This is a genomic window from Bacillus cereus group sp. MG9, assembly GCF_040459995.1.
In the GTDB taxonomy this organism is placed as follows: domain Bacteria; phylum Bacillota; class Bacilli; order Bacillales; family Bacillaceae_G; genus Bacillus_A; species Bacillus_A mycoides.
This window is the reverse complement of sequence record NZ_JARVHC010000001.1, coordinates 4,951,029-4,966,978: the sequence shown is the minus strand read 5'-3', so window position 1 is coordinate 4,966,978 and position 15,950 is coordinate 4,951,029. Positions and strand designations below refer to the sequence as shown.

Sequence of the window (15,950 nt, the reverse complement as noted above, 5' to 3'; positions counted from 1 at the left end):
AACGCTTACAATTTGATTTGTAGGTGGTATCAATTTCAGACTTTCAAGTATGGTAGGAGAGAAGAGGCTACCTTTTATAAATCGCAATTTATGTAAACGCTTACTGGTTTTAGATAACAGTTGAATAATATTTAGGGGTTTTAAATTTTTTTAACATCGATGGTCAGACGTCATTCGTTATACGTTATACGACCAATAACTCGTGAGAGAAGTGGAGGATTCACATATGAAGTTAGTAATGTTTTTAGTCGGTTTACTTGTAGTGTTTGTACTAGGTTTCCTTATAAGTTCAGATCGTAAGAAAATTAAATATAAGCCAATTGCACTTATGCTTGTAATTCAATTGGTACTTGCGTATTTCTTACTAAATACAAAGGTCGGATTTGTGTTAGTAAAAGGGATTGCAGATGGGTTTGGCGCTATTTTAAAATTTGCGGAAGCTGGGGTTAATTTCGTATTTGGTGGTCTAGCGAACGATGGACAAGCACCATTCTTCTTAACAGTATTATTACCGATTATTTTCTTAGCGGTATTAATCGGGATCCTGCAACATATTAAAGTTTTACCGATTATCATTCGTGCAGTCGGTTTCGTATTAAGTAAAATTAACGGTTTAGGAAAACTTGAATCATATAACGCAGTAGCAGCTGCAATTGTTGGTCAAGGTGAAGTATTTATTACAGTAAAAGATCAACTAAGCAAATTACCGAGAAATCGTTTATACACACTTTGTGCATCATCAATGTCAACAGTATCAATGTCAATCGTTGGTTCTTATATGAAAATGATTGATCCGAAATATGTAGTAACAGCACTTGTACTAAACTTATTTAGTGGATTCATTATCGTTCATATCATTAATCCATATGACGTAAACGAAGAAGACGATATTTTAGAATTACAAGAAGATAAGAAACAAACATTCTTTGAAATGTTAGGCGAATATATTATGCTAGGTTTCTCTATCGCTGTAACAGTAGCGGCAATGTTAATTGGTTTCGTGGCATTAATTACAGCAATTAACGGTGTGTTCGATTCTATTTTCGGAATCACATTCCAAAGCATTTTAGGATATATCTTCTCACCATTAGCATTTGTAATGGGTATTCCAACATCAGAGATGCTAACAGCGGGACAAATTATGGCAACGAAATTAGTAACGAACGAATTTGTTGCGATGCTTGATCTAGGAAAAGTAGCTGGTGAGTTATCAGCCCGTACAGTAGGTATTTTATCAATCTTCCTTGTATCATTTGCGAACTTCTCATCTATCGGAATTATCGCAGGTGCAACGAAGAGTATCGATGGCAAACAAGCAAATGTTGTATCATCATTCGGACTAAAACTTGTATACGGTGCAACGTTAGTAAGTATATTATCAGCGATTATCGTTGGGGTTATGCTTTAATAAATTAAGAAAAGCAATGAGCGTAGGCTCATTGCTTTTTTGTTTAACTTGCTTTATCCAAGTCTTTTTTAAATCGTGGTCTTTTTAAATAAGTTCCCATTCTCCACGCATATTCTACAGGCCCCATTCGGTATTTCTGTAGCCAGTAAGTGCTAACAAATAGTTGAATCGTATAAATTCCGATGGTTAACAGAATACCGAAGAAATAGCCAATTTTACCGTATAAGCCAAATCCGTATGCGTAAAAAATAGTTGTTGCGATAATAGATTGAGCTAAGTAATTACTAACTGACATTTTTCCCATGTTCGCCATGTATGTTAGTAAGCGCGATGCTTTTTTGTAATGGAACAATAAAATAATTGTGCTTCCGTAAAAGAAGGTCATGGTTACTGGTGTAATACCTGCCTGTAACATAATTAAAATCGGATGATTTACGAACGTGGCTAAAATTTTGATTGTAAAAGAGAAAATACCAGTAATAAGCCATATTTTTTTGACAGCAGACATATGTTTATCAATCTCAAATAACCACCCCTTTTTTCCTACGTACATGCCGAGTAAGAAGAGTGGAGACATAAAAATTAATGCGAAAATTGACAGGATAACTAATCCGAAGACACCGTTAATTCCCATGTAATCAAAAGGATTCTCATTTAATCTAAAGTTGATATGATCCATATAGCTTCCAGTTTCATGAACTTTATGCTCTTTTTCAATATAAGGTGTGACATCATTGAATGTGTTTGATGTTGGTTCAGATTGATAAGATGCGAACATAATGAGTGCTAATAAAATGGATGCCCAAATGAGTAACGTTTTTGGTTTTCGATTGATGAACATCATTAAGAAAATCCCGACAATCCCGTAGGCAAATAAAATATCTCCCTCCCAAACAAAAGTGCCGTGAATGAAACCTAGTAGTAAAAGAATGCTAATACGCCTTATATATGTAGGGAAAAACTTTTTTCCTTTTGCAATAATACTTTTTTGCAACAAAATAATGCTAAGACCAAATAAAAAAGAGAATAGGGACATGAAATTGTGGGTGCCGAAAAATTGAATAAACCAATTAGCACCTTCATCAAGTTTGCCAAATATGTAAGTTGGTTTTTCACTGGAAAAGAACCCAAATTGAATTAAGGTCATATTGACAAGTAAAATACCAAACAAAGCGAAACCACGGATTGCATCAACAGCTTCTACACGCTGATTCATTTTTTCTCTCCTCGTATATTATTTTATCCCGCTATTTGCGGGCAGTAAGACTCCCACCTCAAAATTCGGCGGGAGCAAAGAAGTTAGGTGGGAGTCGGGCTGCTCGTAAACGCCCGATTGGTGAGGGCTAATAATCAGTGGGGATGAACAAAACCCCCACTGATTAAAGTTTCACTTTATATTGAAAATAATACCATTTTTTTACTGGTACTATGTCAAATACAAGGAAATTTAAGGTGATTTTAAGCTATAGAGAAAATAAAAAAATCACCTTAATACATTCATTAAGGTGATTGAAATATTATTCAGCTGGAGGCGTAAATGTACGTTTCTCTAATTCAGCATCTAGCATAAATAATGCGTTTGAATCGCTTGTAATACGTTTTAATTTTTGGATGATGCTATCAAATGAAGCTTCTTCTTCTACTTGCTCGTCAACGAACCATTTTAAGAAGGTAATTGTTGCGTGTTCACGCTCATCCCAAGCGATATCAGATAAGTGATAAATGCGCTTCGTTACTTCACGCTCGTGCTCAAGTGCTACTTCAAAAGCATTCAATACAGAATTATATTCGTTATTAGGATGATCAAATCCAGTAATAATAGCGCGCTCGCCGCGGTCATTAATGTAGTTGTAAAGCTTCATTGCGTGGAAACGCTCTTCTTCAGCTTGTACAAGGAAAAAGTTAGCGAATCCATCGTAGCTTTCCGCTGTACAGTAAGCAGCCATTGCCATATAAGCGTGGGCAGAGTAAAATTCAAAATTCATTTGTTCATTTAGTGCGTCGTGCAATTTTTTAGATAACATAAAATCCCCCTTATTATTTTGACAAGAACATTATATCACAATTGATAATGTTCTCATTTAGATGTTTCGAATCTTTTTGAAAGCTTTGTGACGTGTGTTTCCATAATGTCTTGTAAATCCAAATCATATTTTTGTGAAAGAATAATAAGATTAGAAAGTACATCACCAAGTTCTTCTTTTAGTTCTTGTTTTAGCTCTTCTTGTGTTTTCGTTTGTTCATCAGGGCGATCACGACCGATTTCAATTGCGCGAACAACGCGTGAAACTTCCCCAACTTCCTCAGTTAAGAAATTTAAGCGAATAAAGGAATTATACTGTGACCAGCTTCGTTTTTCATAAAATTCCTCCACCCACCTTTGAAATGCGACGATATCCATTTCTTTCTCATCCCTTCAATATGTTGTACAATACCCATTGTATCATAACAATATATAGTTTCGGGGTGTAGGAATGAGAAAGATTTGTGTGTTTGCGGGTTCGAATTTAGGGGGAAGACCAGAATTTAAAGAGCAGGCAATAGAGTTAGGGAAAATGTTTGTTGAGAACGATTATGAGCTTGTATACGGCGGTTCATGCGTTGGATTAATGGGAGAAGTAGCAAACGAAGTTCTTCGTTTAGGTGGACGTGTAACAGGTGTTATGCCGCGTGGTTTATTCCGTGGTGAAATCGTTCATACAGGATTAACAGAATTAATTGAAGTAGAAACGATGCACGAACGTAAAGCAAAAATGGCAGAGCTTGCGGATGCTTTCATTGCATTACCAGGCGGATACGGAACATTTGAAGAGCTATTTGAAGTTGTATGTTGGTCACAAATTGGTATACATGATAAGCCAGTTGGTTTATTAAACATTAAAGACTTTTACGGACCAATTCTGCAAATGGTTGATCGCGCAGCGGAAGAAGGCTTTATGAACCCATCGAATAAAGAGTTAATCGTTTCAGCTGAGACGGCTGCTAAATTAATTCATGAAATACAAAATTATGAGCGTCCTGTTTTGGGGACGAAGTGGAAGCAGTTATCATAGTACATTTTTATAGTGGATTTTGGAAACACATGTCTTTTTATCGCAAAAAGACATGTGTTTTTAATTTGGTTAAATATATTGATAGCGAGATGTGAAATCGTTGGAAGAGGGGAAGTAGATGGATGTATGTTTTGCTGACTTAAAAAAAGAACATCTGAATAAACGGTGAGTAAGGATTTATTGAGTGACATAGAATTGTTCCGTTAAAGGGTCAGATTGTGGAAGATGGCGAATGTTTTTTATGAAGTTAATAGAGGTTTTTTTAATCGTAATCAGAATAAATTTTATAGATGTAATCCTTTGGGAATTTTTAATCAGTTATGTATCATAATCTAATCATTAAAATGAAAATTGGAGGAGAAATGAGCATGGGTCGTTCTGTATTAAAAATGTATAACTACCACTTATGGGCAAATGAAGTTATTTTAAATCGCTTAAAAGAACTACCGCAAGACATTTTCCATAAGGAAGTTAAGAGTGGTTTTTCTTCGGTGGCAAAAGTAATGTCTCACATATACCTCACAGATTTAGCCTGGCTCGAGATCATTTCCGGCAAAAGTATGAGTGATGCAATGGTACACACAGACCAATTGAAAGAACAGCTAGAAACAAAAAATATTGAGGAAATGGAAACTAGTTTTTATGAATTATCTAAACGATATAAAGAACTTTTAAGTAGTCAACAAGATTATGAAAAAGTGTTTGAGGTTGATAATCCGTATGCTGGGCTCCTGGATACGACGGTTTCTGAAACAATACTACACGTCGTCACCCACGGAGCATATCACCGTGGGAATATAGCCACAATGTTGCGGCAAATGGGGCATACCTCTGTTATGCAAGATTTTGGACTATTTCTATATTCAAAATGAATTCTTTTTATTTACGATAGAATATGGGTTGTATGATGTTTTTGGGGACTGATTTTATTAGTGGTTTAAGCTTAATTATGTATTAGAGAAAAAAGGCATTCCATATTATTTTGGAATGCCTTTATCATTTTGATTACTTTGTTTTTTATACAGGTACCAGCCACCCCAGCCGCCACCAATAGCTACAACAACGAGGAATGCATAGTCTTTAACCTCGACACGTATGTTGAAAATATTAGCTATGAGTAAGAGAATCCCAACTGTTATTAACGCAAAAAATGCTCTAATTAAGTAGTCTTTCAACTGAACCACTCCCGCCATTTAAGTAGTAAATGATGAACTTGGACAAGCTTTTTGGATCTAATTACTAAAGGGTGTTTCCTATATTTTAACATAAAAGAGATTGTAATATATTGATAAAAGTAGTGGAGGGGAGTGCTATTATTGTCGTGATTTGTTGGTAAAGCGATATTCTTTGTCGAAACGTTGATATATCGTGAGTTGCAATCGATATAATTTTATGTATTATCAAGTGCGACCAATCAATAGAAAAAAGCGACTCTGAACGAGCCGCTTCCGCTTTTAGTTGATATCCAGCTCCAGCGGCTAGAATGTTCGGTGGCTTCGCTTTTTCCTGCGAGGCAAAGAGCGCCTCTACGTCAAAAGCTCCATCCCCCTCACATTCTGAGCGAGCCGCTTCCGCTTTTAATGATATCCAGCTCCAGCGGCTAGAATCTCCGGTCATTTCGCTCTCTCGCTCGAAGCAAAAAGCGCTTCAAGGTCGAGAGCTCCAATGCCCTGCGATTCTGAACGAGCCGCTTCCGCTTTAAAATATATTATTGATTCAAGAACGCGCGTAGCATCCAAGCGTGTTTTTCTAGTTCTGTGTAGATGCCTAGTAGTAGGTCAGATGTCATTTCGTCGTCAGATTCTTGAGCGATTACCATGCCTTTTTTCAGTTCAGTTAGCATCATTTCGTAGTCTTTCATGATTGTTTCGACCATCCCTTCTGCAGTTTCTCCGTAAGCTGCTTCTTGAATAGAAGATAGTTCTAAGTATTCTTTCATTGTTGCTACTGGTTTGCCGCCAATTGCTAAAATGCGTTCTGCGATTTCATCGATGTGAGTAGCTGATTCTGTGTAAAGCTCTTCAAATTTTTCATGTAGTGTGAAGAATTGAGGTCCTTTTACGTACCAATGGAAGTTGTGTAGTTTTGTAAATAAAACGCTCCAGTTTGCTACTTGTTTGTTTAATGCTTCGATTACTTGTGTATTCATTATGATCAATCTCCTCTTGAGTTATTATTTTATACAAATTACTAATTTATAATTATTATAATCTAGTAATTTGTATAAATCAACCCTTTTGCTGGAATTAATTTGAACAAATTATGAACTGTTGTAAATAAAAAATCCCTATTACTGTGAAGTAATAGGGATTTTTTATTTGATATATAGCTCCAGCGGCTAGAATGTTCGGTGGCTTCGCTTCTTCCTGCGAGGCAAAGAGCGCCTCTACGTCAAAAGCTCCATCCTCCTCACATTCTGAACGAGCCGCATCCGCTTTTAATTATTATATAGCTTGTTTCTTCTCTTCTAAATCTTGCCCATCCCAACACTCAGTATTCTTTAAGCCAGGGATAGAACTTGCGACGAAAACAGGATCTTTTCCTTGTTTCTTTTGTTTTATATAGTCTACTAATGCTGAGTAGGCAAATTTGCTAAGGAATGAGATGGCAATTAAGTTTGTGAGTACCATTAGTCCCATGAATAAATCAGCTAAGCTCCAAACTGTTTGAAGGGCAGCGGTTGATCCGAAGAAAACCATTCCTACAACTGCAACACGGTAAATCATTAACCATGTTTTGCTTTCTTTAATGAATGCGATATTTGTTTCACCATAATAGTAGTTTCCAAGTAAAGAACTGAAAGCGAATAGGAAAATAATAATCGCTAAGAAAGTGCTAGCCCACGGTCCGATTTGTGAACTTAATGCTTGTTGTGTTAATTCAATTCCTTGTAAATTTGATCCTTTGTAAAGTCCAGAACATAATACGATAAATGCTGTTGATGTACATACTAAGAATGTATCTACGAAAACACCTAATGCTTGAACAAGTCCTTGTTTTACAGGATGAGATACATCTGATGTTGCAGCTGCGTTAGGAGAGCTACCCATACCTGCTTCTGTCGCGAATAAACCGCGCTGAATTCCGAATTTGATTGCTGCTCCAATACCACCAGCGATGGCTTGGTCTAAACCGAATGCGCCGTTAAATATTTCCATGAAAATGCTTGGTAACATATTGAAGTTGTTAATAACGACAAAAACAGCTACGCCGATATAAATGATTGCCATTGGAGGAACAATCAATTCTGTAATACGTGAAATGCTTTTAATACCACCAAAAATAATAACAGCAACTAATAAAGCTAATACAGCTCCTACGATAGTTCGCTCTAGTCCAAAAGCATTTTCAAACGCTATTGTTACTGTATTTGCTTGTACTGAGTTGAAGATTAATCCGTATGCAACTGTAATGAGAAGTGAAAACCAAATACCCATCCAGCGCTTGTTTAAGCCTTTTTCCATATAGTAAGCAGGACCACCACGGAATCCACGTCCGTCTTTTACTTTATAAATTTGTGCGAGAGTACATTCTACAAAACTAGTAGCTGCACCGATAATGGCGATAAACCACATCCAAAATATTGCGCCAGGTCCGCCCATTGAAATTGCTAGTGCTACACCAGCTAAGTTCCCGATACCAATACGTGCAGCTGCACTTAAGCAAAATGCTTGGAATGGAGAGACGCTATCTTTTTTCTTTTCTTTTCGATTGAACCCTTTACTAATTAAACTGACCATTTCACTGAAATGAGTAATTTGGACAAATTTTAATTTAAAAGAGAAATAAAGACCGAAGCCGATTAGCATTGCAATAAGAATATATGACCACAAAATATTATTCGTTACTTCAAGGAATCTGCTAAAGATATCAACCATATAATACACTTCCTTTTTTTCGTAATAAGAAAATTATATGCAAAAAATATACCAGAATCAATTTTTCTAAAAAATCATGTTACTTAAATGCGTTTTATGTTATGATTATGTTACATAGCGATATTTTTAGAATTATTTACATTTTGAAAAACTAAATTTAAAGCGAAAAAGAGGGGATAATTTGAAAGAAGAATCTTTATTGAAAGTAAGTCTTAAGAGTTTGAAAATAAGAAGTAATTTATTTTTTATCATTACATCTTTAAGTATCTTTTTAGGAGCCACTTATTATTACAATAAAAGATTTCCAAGTCATAGGTATCCTGAATGGTTAGAATTTCTAAAATTGATTGGATGAACAAAAGACAGAAAAACAGAAAATTAAAATAAAGAAGTTATGGAGGAGCTAAATATGAATATTAGAGAAAGTGAACTTCCGGGTATTGGTTACAAGTTTCAAATCGTTACGAAAGGTAACGAAAAAATGGTGATTGTTATTCATGATGATGGACGTAGAGAAATGTATCATTTCGATTCAGACCATGAAGAAAGTCTATCAAGCATTTCATTGCGCGACTCAGAGGCAAGACAAATTGCAGCAATATTAGGCGGGATGGTATATAAGCCTAGGGCACTAGAAAATGTTGAGATGGTCTTTGAAGGTTTAGCAATTGAGTGGTTCAAAGTGGAGAATGCAGCGCCAGCAATTGGAAAAACAATTGGTGATCTTGAAATAAGAAAAACATATAGCGTAACGATAATTGCAGTTATGAAAAAGAATATGAAAAAGCTATTTAATCCAGGTCCAGACACGGTGATTGAAGAAGGAGATATGCTTGTAGTTTCTGGTGAGAGAGAAGAAATTAAAAAGATTATTAATGAATTACTTTCGAATAGGGGGACTGACTAGATGGATACTTTAATTTTTGAAGTTGGTACAGCTTTAGTTTTAGTAGCAATTGCGGCGGTAATCGCTGGAAAGTTTAAATTCTCAGTAATTCCTTTTCTAATTGTTCTTGGCATGTTAGTAGGGCCGCACGCGCCGACAATAGGTGTTATCGATCTCAAATTTATTGAAAGTGCAAGTGTGATATCCTTCCTTGGAAGGATTGGCGTTCTGTTCCTTCTTTTCTATCTGGGATTAGAGTTTTCGATGAAAAAACTAATTAAATCTGGACGTTCTATCGCGATTGGCGGAACAATCTATATTTTGATTAACTTTTCACTAGGATTATTATACGGATTTATAATGGGGTTCCCGTTACTCGAAATCTTAATTATTGCGGGTATTATTACGATTTCTTCTAGTGCTATCGTTGCAAAGGTATTAGTTGATTTAAGAAGAACTGGTAATAATGAAACCGAATTAATTTTAGGAATTATTATGTTTGAAGATATATTCCTTGCTGTATATTTATCAGTTGTCTCTGGTTTAGTTCTAGGGGATCATGCTTCCTTCCTAGGCGCTCTTACCTCAATTGGAATTGCTTTAGGATATATGCTTCTATTCTTTATTGTAGCTAGAAAGGCGACGCCGTTATTAAATAAATTGCTTAATATTAGTTCGGATGAAATTTTCATTATTGTAGTATTTGCTTCGTTGTTCTTTATTGCAGGTTTTTCAGAAACAATTCACGTTGCAGAAGCAATCGGGGCACTTCTTTTAGGGTTAGTTTTCTCTGAGACAGAGCATAGTGATCGAATTGAACATCTTGTTGTTCCATTTAGAGACTTCTTCGGAGCTATCTTCTTCTTCAGTTTCGGATTAAGTATCGATCCGTTTTCATTGGGCGGAGCAATATGGTTAACGTTAGGTGCTGTACTTCTGACGATAATCGGAAACTTTGTAGCAGGGATGATTGCGGGACGACAAGCTGGATTATCTCATAAAGCATCAACAAATATTGGATTAACAATCGTTTCAAGAGGAGAATTCTCCATCATTATGGCTAATATCGGCATCGCCGGTGGTTTAATGTCAGTACTGAAACCATTCTCAGCACTATACGTGCTTATACTATCGATCTTAGGTCCACTTCTGACGAAAGAGTCAAAGAATGTATATAAATTTTTAAATAAAATCTTTAAGTGGGATACAAAGAATAGCTAAATTTTAAACAATTGACGTGTAAGGTCAGATTTTATATAAGGTATTATCGTGAAGGAATCTATAGTTAAATAGATTCCTTTTTTTATGGGAAATTAATAACTGGCTGTTATTTGTTAGAGAAGGATATGTTTAATATTTTACATATTGTGGCATACATATAGGAAAAGGGAGTTTAGGAAGGGGATTATTGAGAAATGGAACTCCAGTTTCAAAATGTATATCAACAAGTTGAGAATTGGTATGTGTTGGATTCGGAGCTTCCTTGGGATGTCAAAAAGTTAAGAAATGATTTGTTTTCTCTTATTGAAGTAAGTGCAACGCCAGTTATTTTTTGTGATACGTGTGATGCGAATCATGTACTTTTATCATTAGGAGAAGAAGAAGAGGAGTTTTTATTCCCAGTAGGTGGTTTTTATCATAAAGAAAAACAATTAATTTTCGTTTGTATGTGGGAAGAGTATGAGCAAGTGCTCAAAACGCTATTGCATGAATTCAGGCATGCGATGCAGCATAAGGACGATGTACTATATGTTGGAAATGAACTATACGAAGAAAGATGGATTGAGAAAGATGCGAGGCATTTCGCGGAGAGGAAGCTAGATGAATATAAAAATAGAAATTTAATCTGAAGCATAGTGGAGAAAAATCACTGTGCTTTTATTTATTGCTAATTAAAAATAAGTAGTTGACCTTTAATAAGTTTAATTCTAAACTAATAGTATCAAATGAGCGAGGTGATGGAATGAAAGCAGGGGAAAGACTTGGAGTACTATTATGGTTTCGTTTATCACGCTTTTATAATAGAAGTATTCGTGAGACGAATCAGCATTTGAAAAAGTGGAATGTATCTGCCGCTCAGTTTGATGTATTAGTTCAAATTGGAGGAAACGATCGTTTAACGCAGCAAGAACTTGGAAATAAGTTGTTTGTTACGAAAGGAAATGTTACTCAACTTTTAAATAAGATGGAGCAACTAGATTGGATTCAGCGTGAACAAGAAGGTACCACAAAATATATTTCATTAACAGAAGAGGGAAAGGTTCTATATGAAGAAATAGTCCCGCCGCAAGAAACATTTCAAGCAGAGCAATTTGATAAGTTAAATAGAGAAGAACAAAAACAATTATTAGAATTACTGAAGAAGTTGCAGTGATAAAATTAAAAATAAATATCTCGATTTCGAGATAATATGAGGTGAAGGATATGTTTAGAAAAGTTGATCATAAAAATATGGGAAGAGCAAATCACGGTTGGTTAAATACACATTTTCATTTTTCCTTTGCAAATTATTATAATCCAAACAACATGAATTTTGGAGCAGTACGTGTTATGAATGATGATTTAATAGCGCCACAAACTGGTTTTGATATGCATCCGCACCGTGATATGGAGATTATCTCTTACGTTATAGATGGTGAATTAACACATGAAGATAGTATGGGGAACCGCGGGACAATTGAGCGTGGGCATGTTCAATATATGAGTGCAGGTACTGGTGTATTTCACAGTGAGCATAACTTAGGAAGTGAAACATTACGTTTATTGCAAATTTGGATTTTACCAGACCGCGACGGTCATAAACCAAACTATGGTGAGTTTAAATTTGATTGGAGTAAACGTGAAAATGAGTGGTTCCATATGGTATCTCCTTCTGATGGAGATGCACCAATTCATATTCACCAAGATGCAAATTTATATTCTTTATCATTAGAAGCTGGTAAAGAAATTCATTTTCCTGTTAAAGAAGGACGTCAATTGTACCTTGTACAAATTGAAGGTAGCAGCGTTGTAAACGGTGAAACACTTGTAATGCGTGATGCAGCGGAGGCTGTAGAAGAAGATATTCACATTCAAGCGAAAGAAAACTCTCACTACTTAGCGATTGAAATGAAAATGGAATAAAGTGAAACTTTAACCCATGGCGGTTTTAAGTATGTGAATAGTGAGATAAAAAGTTATAGGGAAGAGGATATCGAAAACGATATCCTTTTTTGTGTGAGTTAAATTAACAGAAAAAACTTTCTCAATTTTTGAGAGCAGGTATTGGAAAGATTATTCAGAATATTTATAAAGGTGTTAAAAACTTTTAGGGAAATGGGGAGTGTTAGATTGAAAAAGCAAGTAATTTCATCAGCATTAGCATTAACTGTTATCGCAAGTGGGTTTGGGGCATTTGGAGCAACTACGACGAAAGCAGAAGAGCAAAAAATCCAGTATCACCAAGAGTTTAAAACACCAGCTTACATAGGTGAAGAATGGAAAGCGCCGGAAGGACTAGATAAAAAAGAGACGGTCTTTCAATATTTAGAGAGTAAAAAGGATATGTTTAAACTAGCGGGAAATATTGACAAACATTTCAATATCGTTGGTGAAGAAAAAGATGCTGAGTCTGGTACAACACATGTGAAGTTAGTTGAGAAGCATAATAACATTCCTGTGTATGGTTCAGATCAAACGGTTACGCTTGATAAAGAGAACAATGTAAAAGCATTTTTCGGACAAGTTATTCCGAGTTTAGATGATAAAAATATTCCTGCATCTGCAAGTATTAGTGCGGAACAAGCAGAAACGATTGCAAAAGCTAATATTGAGAAAGAAATTGGTAAAGTAAAGAATTATGATGGTGTGAAAAAAGATTTATATGTGTATGAAAAAGATGGTCAATACTATCTTGCATATCTTGTAAAAGCGTCGGTTTCGAAACCAGCTCCAGGATATTGGCATTACTTTGTTGATGCAACAAATGGAAATGTTATTGAGAAATATAATGCTGTAGATAACATTACTGGATTTGGTTACGGAGTATTAGGTGCTAGACAATCATTTGAAATTGCTCAAGATACGAAAACAGGAGCGTTCAACTTATTTGATGGTACACGAGGACAAGGTGTCCATACATTTGATGCAGAGAATATGAATGAAGACTGGTTTAATTTATTCTCACAAATTCTTGGATATACAGGAGAAGAAATTGCAAGTAAATCTAAGTTCTTCGAAGATAAAGCGGCAGTTGATGCGCATGTGAATGCAGGAAAAGTATATGATTATTATAAAAAGACATTTAACCGTAACTCTTTCGATGATAAAGGTGCAAAACTTATTTCTGCTGTTCACGTAGGTGAATCTTGGAATAACGCAGCGTGGAACGGTGTGCAAATGATGTATGGTGATGGAGATGGTAAGACATTTATTCCATTATCAGCAGGGCTAGATGTTATTGGCCACGAATTAACGCATGCTGTAACTGAACATACAGCAAACCTTGTATATAAAAATGAATCAGGAGCGTTAAATGAATCGTTATCTGACATTATGGGTGTAATGGTAGAGAAGAAGAGCTGGGATTTAGGAGCTGATATTTATACACCTGGTAAACCTGGTGATGCACTTCGTTCTCTGAAGGATCCAGCATCTATTCCAAACCCATTAAAACCAGGTGAAGGTTACCCAGATCACTATAATAAACGTTATACTGGAACAGCTGATAATGGCGGCGTTCATATTAACAGTAGTATTAACAATAAGGCGGCGTATTTAGTGTCTGAGGGCGGCACGCATTACAATGTGAAAGTAACTGGAGTGGGCCGTGAAGCAACAGAAAAAATTTACTATCGTGCTCTTACAAAATATTTAACTGCAAACTCTGATTTCAAAATGATGCGCCAAGCTGCACTTCAATCAGCAGAGGATCTATACGGTAAAAACTCTAAAGAGGTACAAGCTGTAACGAAAGCTTATGATGCAGTAGGAGTAAAATAATAAGAGAAAAAAGACCTGACTGGATTGTGATATTATCCCCTTTAGGTAGACAGTGTAAAAAAGACCATGTACACACATGGATGTTACACTATTACTTGGAGGGGATTTTTCATGACTAAAAAAGGATCGACATTTAATACCTATTCAGAAGAATTAAAGTTATCAGCTGTTCAAAGTTATTTAAACGGAGAAGGAAGTTACAATATGATAAAGGAAAGATATCAGATTAGAAGTTCTACCCAACTTAAAAATTGGGTCAAAAAATATAAAGAATGTGGTGAGATTACAGATACTCGCGGGAAAAATGGGGGAATGAAAGGTATACCAAACCCTCTAAAAGGAAAACGTGTTTATTTTAAGACAATTGAAGAGGAACGTGACTACTATAAGGCACAGGTTGAATATTTAAAAAAGCAGTATCCAAATCTATAAATGGAGGTGTACTAAAATATAAAGAGAGATATCATATCATTGAATCATTAAAGACAAAGTATCCAGTTATATGGCTTACGAAATTTGCGGGTGTACATCGTTCAAGTTACTATAAATGGATTCATACCAAAGGTATGAAAAACATACGACTAAAATCCGAGAAACGATTAAAAAAGGTAATACGATCTATTCACGTAAAGCACAAAGAATATGGTTATCCACGTATGAAAATCGCTTTACAGGAAGAGGGATATTTTATAAATCACAAAAAAGTATATCGCTTAATGAGTGAGCTCAATATTCAATCTATTATTCGAAAGAAGCGTCGCTTCTTTAAAGGGAACTATTCCAATATTTTTCCGAATGTTTTAAACCGTGAATTTAAAGATCGCCAACAAAATGAGGCACTTGTTACAGATATTACTTACCTACGATTCCAAGAGGGATTTCGGTATCTTTCTGTTGTACAAGATGTTTATAATAACGAAGTTGTTTCTTGGAAAATATCTACGCGCAATAATAATGAACTTGTATTAGATACGATTGAAATGTTGGCACAAAAAAGAGATGTGCGTGGAACCATTCTCCATTCAGATCAGGGATTCCAGTACACATCTCATGCCTACAACAAACGACTTTCCGATTTAGGTATCATTGGTAGCCACTCTCGCAAAGGAAACTGCCATGATAACGCTTGTATCGAGTCATTTTTCTCCCATTTTAAATCGGAGATGTTGTATTTGAATCATTTTAAAACAGAAGAAGATTTAATACAAGCAATTGAAGAATATATTTACTTTTATAACTATAAACGGTTCCAAAAACGACTCAACCATCGAGCTCCGATAGAATATCGAATCTCGATGGCTGCTTAGTCTTTTTCATACTGTCTACTTGACAGGGGTAAGACCATTGTCAGGTCTTTTTCTTATTTAATCACGAATACCTAATGCAATTTTTGCCATACGTGACATACGTTCTTTTGTCCATGGCGGATTCCATACAACGTTTACTTCTATTTCATTTACTTCAGGTACGTTCGTTGATAATACTTTTTTAACGTCTGATACGATTTGGCCAGCCATTGGACAACCGATAGAAGTCATTGTCATTGTAACGACAGCATTATTATTTTCATCCGCTGTAACGTCATAAACTAATCCAAGATTGATAATATCAACACCTAGCTCAGGGTCAATAACAGCTTCTAAGTTGGCATATAACTTTTCTTCAAATGCTTGTTGTGACATGTGTAGCACCCCCTAAATATTAATGATATCGGTTCTCATTATAACGGATATGCGGGATAAGTG

General features: G+C 35.6%; 18 protein-coding genes. 10 read left to right on the top strand and 8 right to left on the bottom strand.

Annotation, left to right across the window (positions count from 1 at the left end):
- Nucleotides 1–226 precede the first annotated feature (226 nt).
- On the top strand, nucleotides 227–1,408 hold the full coding sequence (locus tag QCI77_RS25695) for a NupC/NupG family nucleoside CNT transporter (protein ID WP_113769694.1): 1,182 nt from the start codon (nucleotides 227–229) through the stop codon (nucleotides 1,406–1,408).
- A 43-nt stretch (nucleotides 1,409–1,451) separates the two neighbouring features.
- Here QCI77_RS25695 and QCI77_RS25690 read toward each other — a convergent pair whose 3' ends face one another.
- The 3 genes from QCI77_RS25690 to QCI77_RS25680 all read right to left on the bottom strand — a co-directional run bounded on the left by QCI77_RS25690 (nucleotide 1,452) and on the right by QCI77_RS25680 (nucleotide 3,809).
- Complete coding sequence (locus QCI77_RS25690; RefSeq protein ID WP_353825626.1) at nucleotides 1,452–2,624, bottom strand: DUF418 domain-containing protein; 1,173 nt, start codon at nucleotides 2,622–2,624, stop codon at nucleotides 1,452–1,454.
- Between the two features lie 301 nt (nucleotides 2,625–2,925).
- Nucleotides 2,926–3,432, bottom strand: a complete 507-nt coding sequence (locus QCI77_RS25685; RefSeq protein WP_113769696.1) for a ferritin — start codon at nucleotides 3,430–3,432, stop codon at nucleotides 2,926–2,928.
- Between the two features lie 53 nt (nucleotides 3,433–3,485).
- Nucleotides 3,486–3,809 (bottom strand): MazG nucleotide pyrophosphohydrolase domain-containing protein, encoded by a 324-nt coding sequence (locus QCI77_RS25680; RefSeq protein WP_002034656.1) that lies wholly within the window; start codon nucleotides 3,807–3,809, stop codon nucleotides 3,486–3,488.
- A gap of 73 nt (nucleotides 3,810–3,882) precedes the next feature.
- Here QCI77_RS25680 and QCI77_RS25675 point away from each other — a divergent pair, with 73 nt between their 5' ends.
- Both QCI77_RS25675 and QCI77_RS25670 read left to right on the top strand, forming a co-directional pair.
- Nucleotides 3,883–4,461 carry an LOG family protein gene (locus QCI77_RS25675; protein WP_033707925.1) on the top strand — a complete coding sequence of 193 codons (579 nt, stop codon included), beginning with the start codon at nucleotides 3,883–3,885 and terminating at the stop codon, nucleotides 4,459–4,461.
- A 368-nt stretch (nucleotides 4,462–4,829) separates the two neighbouring features.
- On the top strand, nucleotides 4,830–5,333 hold the full coding sequence (locus tag QCI77_RS25670) for a DinB family protein (protein WP_000533787.1): 504 nt from the start codon (nucleotides 4,830–4,832) through the stop codon (nucleotides 5,331–5,333).
- Nucleotides 5,334–5,438: 105 nt separating this feature from the next.
- On the opposite strand, the gene QCI77_RS25665 is transcribed toward QCI77_RS25670, so the two are convergent.
- The 4 genes from QCI77_RS25665 to QCI77_RS25650 form a co-directional block, all read right to left on the bottom strand.
- A complete protein-coding gene (locus tag QCI77_RS25665; RefSeq protein ID WP_000656312.1) occupies nucleotides 5,439–5,636 on the bottom strand; it encodes a hypothetical protein in 198 nt (65 codons plus the stop codon).
- Nucleotides 5,637–5,721: 85 nt separating this feature from the next.
- Nucleotides 5,722–6,078: a hypothetical protein gene (locus tag QCI77_RS25660; protein WP_353825625.1), complete on the bottom strand. Its 357-nt coding sequence runs from the start codon at nucleotides 6,076–6,078 to the stop codon at nucleotides 5,722–5,724.
- 91 nt (nucleotides 6,079–6,169) lie between these two features.
- Nucleotides 6,170–6,610: a Dps family protein gene (locus tag QCI77_RS25655; RefSeq protein ID WP_078185091.1), complete on the bottom strand. Its 441-nt coding sequence runs from the start codon at nucleotides 6,608–6,610 to the stop codon at nucleotides 6,170–6,172.
- 295 nt (nucleotides 6,611–6,905) lie between these two features.
- Complete coding sequence (locus QCI77_RS25650; protein ID WP_353825624.1) at nucleotides 6,906–8,339, bottom strand: alanine/glycine:cation symporter family protein; 1,434 nt, start codon at nucleotides 8,337–8,339, stop codon at nucleotides 6,906–6,908.
- Between the two features lie 409 nt (nucleotides 8,340–8,748).
- Between QCI77_RS25650 and QCI77_RS25645 the strand changes: the two genes are divergently transcribed.
- The 7 genes from QCI77_RS25645 to QCI77_RS25615 all read left to right on the top strand — a co-directional run bounded on the left by QCI77_RS25645 (nucleotide 8,749) and on the right by QCI77_RS25615 (nucleotide 15,512).
- A complete protein-coding gene (locus tag QCI77_RS25645; protein ID WP_002015988.1) occupies nucleotides 8,749–9,246 on the top strand; it encodes a cation:proton antiporter regulatory subunit in 498 nt (165 codons plus the stop codon).
- Nucleotides 9,247–10,446: a cation:proton antiporter gene (locus QCI77_RS25640; protein WP_002015987.1), complete on the top strand. Its 1,200-nt coding sequence runs from the start codon at nucleotides 9,247–9,249 to the stop codon at nucleotides 10,444–10,446.
- A gap of 194 nt (nucleotides 10,447–10,640) precedes the next feature.
- Complete coding sequence (locus QCI77_RS25635; protein WP_002015986.1) at nucleotides 10,641–11,075, top strand: DUF3920 family protein; 435 nt, start codon at nucleotides 10,641–10,643, stop codon at nucleotides 11,073–11,075.
- Between the two features lie 113 nt (nucleotides 11,076–11,188).
- Nucleotides 11,189–11,599 (top strand): MarR family winged helix-turn-helix transcriptional regulator, encoded by a 411-nt coding sequence (locus QCI77_RS25630; RefSeq protein ID WP_088040393.1) that lies wholly within the window; start codon nucleotides 11,189–11,191, stop codon nucleotides 11,597–11,599.
- 50 nt (nucleotides 11,600–11,649) lie between these two features.
- Complete coding sequence (locus QCI77_RS25625; protein ID WP_002191122.1) at nucleotides 11,650–12,348, top strand: pirin family protein; 699 nt, start codon at nucleotides 11,650–11,652, stop codon at nucleotides 12,346–12,348.
- 207 nt (nucleotides 12,349–12,555) lie between these two features.
- A complete protein-coding gene (locus QCI77_RS25620) occupies nucleotides 12,556–14,205 on the top strand; it encodes a M4 family metallopeptidase (protein ID WP_148706570.1) in 1,650 nt (549 codons plus the stop codon).
- A 111-nt stretch (nucleotides 14,206–14,316) separates the two neighbouring features.
- Nucleotides 14,317–15,512 (top strand): IS3 family transposase gene (locus tag QCI77_RS25615; RefSeq protein ID WP_483298979.1). Its coding sequence is split into 2 segments (ribosomal slippage): nucleotides 14,317–14,611 and nucleotides 14,611–15,512, totalling 1,197 coding nucleotides; the frame shifts between segments, so codons are not numbered across the junction.
- A 57-nt stretch (nucleotides 15,513–15,569) separates the two neighbouring features.
- On the opposite strand, the gene QCI77_RS25610 is transcribed toward QCI77_RS25615, so the two are convergent.
- Nucleotides 15,570–15,887, bottom strand: coding sequence for a metal-sulfur cluster assembly factor (locus QCI77_RS25610; protein ID WP_002015982.1), 318 nt, complete (start codon nucleotides 15,885–15,887; stop codon nucleotides 15,570–15,572).
- Nucleotides 15,888–15,950: the final 63 nt, after the last annotated feature.

What these genes read in the sequence shown, in the direction of transcription:
- QCI77_RS25695 (WP_113769694.1), top strand. Translation starts at nt 227, where the DNA reads ATGAAGTTAGTAATGTTTTTAGTCGGTTTACTTGTAGTGTTTGTACTA.
- QCI77_RS25690 (WP_353825626.1), bottom strand. Translation starts at nt 2,624, where the DNA reads ATGAATCAGCGTGTAGAAGCTGTTGATGCAATCCGTGGTTTCGCTTTG.
- QCI77_RS25685 (WP_113769696.1), bottom strand. Translation starts at nt 3,432, where the DNA reads ATGTTATCTAAAAAATTGCACGACGCACTAAATGAACAAATGAATTTT.
- QCI77_RS25680 (WP_002034656.1), bottom strand. Translation starts at nt 3,809, where the DNA reads ATGGATATCGTCGCATTTCAAAGGTGGGTGGAGGAATTTTATGAAAAA.
- QCI77_RS25675 (WP_033707925.1), top strand. Translation starts at nt 3,883, where the DNA reads ATGAGAAAGATTTGTGTGTTTGCGGGTTCGAATTTAGGGGGAAGACCA.
- QCI77_RS25670 (WP_000533787.1), top strand. Translation starts at nt 4,830, where the DNA reads ATGGGTCGTTCTGTATTAAAAATGTATAACTACCACTTATGGGCAAAT.
- QCI77_RS25660 (WP_353825625.1), bottom strand. Translation starts at nt 6,078, where the DNA reads ATGACCGGAGATTCTAGCCGCTGGAGCTGGATATCATTAAAAGCGGAA.
- QCI77_RS25655 (WP_078185091.1), bottom strand. Translation starts at nt 6,610, where the DNA reads ATGAATACACAAGTAATCGAAGCATTAAACAAACAAGTAGCAAACTGG.
- QCI77_RS25650 (WP_353825624.1), bottom strand. Translation starts at nt 8,339, where the DNA reads ATGGTTGATATCTTTAGCAGATTCCTTGAAGTAACGAATAATATTTTG.
- QCI77_RS25645 (WP_002015988.1), top strand. Translation starts at nt 8,749, where the DNA reads ATGAATATTAGAGAAAGTGAACTTCCGGGTATTGGTTACAAGTTTCAA.
- QCI77_RS25640 (WP_002015987.1), top strand. Translation starts at nt 9,247, where the DNA reads ATGGATACTTTAATTTTTGAAGTTGGTACAGCTTTAGTTTTAGTAGCA.
- QCI77_RS25635 (WP_002015986.1), top strand. Translation starts at nt 10,641, where the DNA reads ATGGAACTCCAGTTTCAAAATGTATATCAACAAGTTGAGAATTGGTAT.
- QCI77_RS25630 (WP_088040393.1), top strand. Translation starts at nt 11,189, where the DNA reads ATGAAAGCAGGGGAAAGACTTGGAGTACTATTATGGTTTCGTTTATCA.
- QCI77_RS25625 (WP_002191122.1), top strand. Translation starts at nt 11,650, where the DNA reads ATGTTTAGAAAAGTTGATCATAAAAATATGGGAAGAGCAAATCACGGT.
- QCI77_RS25610 (WP_002015982.1), bottom strand. Translation starts at nt 15,887, where the DNA reads ATGTCACAACAAGCATTTGAAGAAAAGTTATATGCCAACTTAGAAGCT.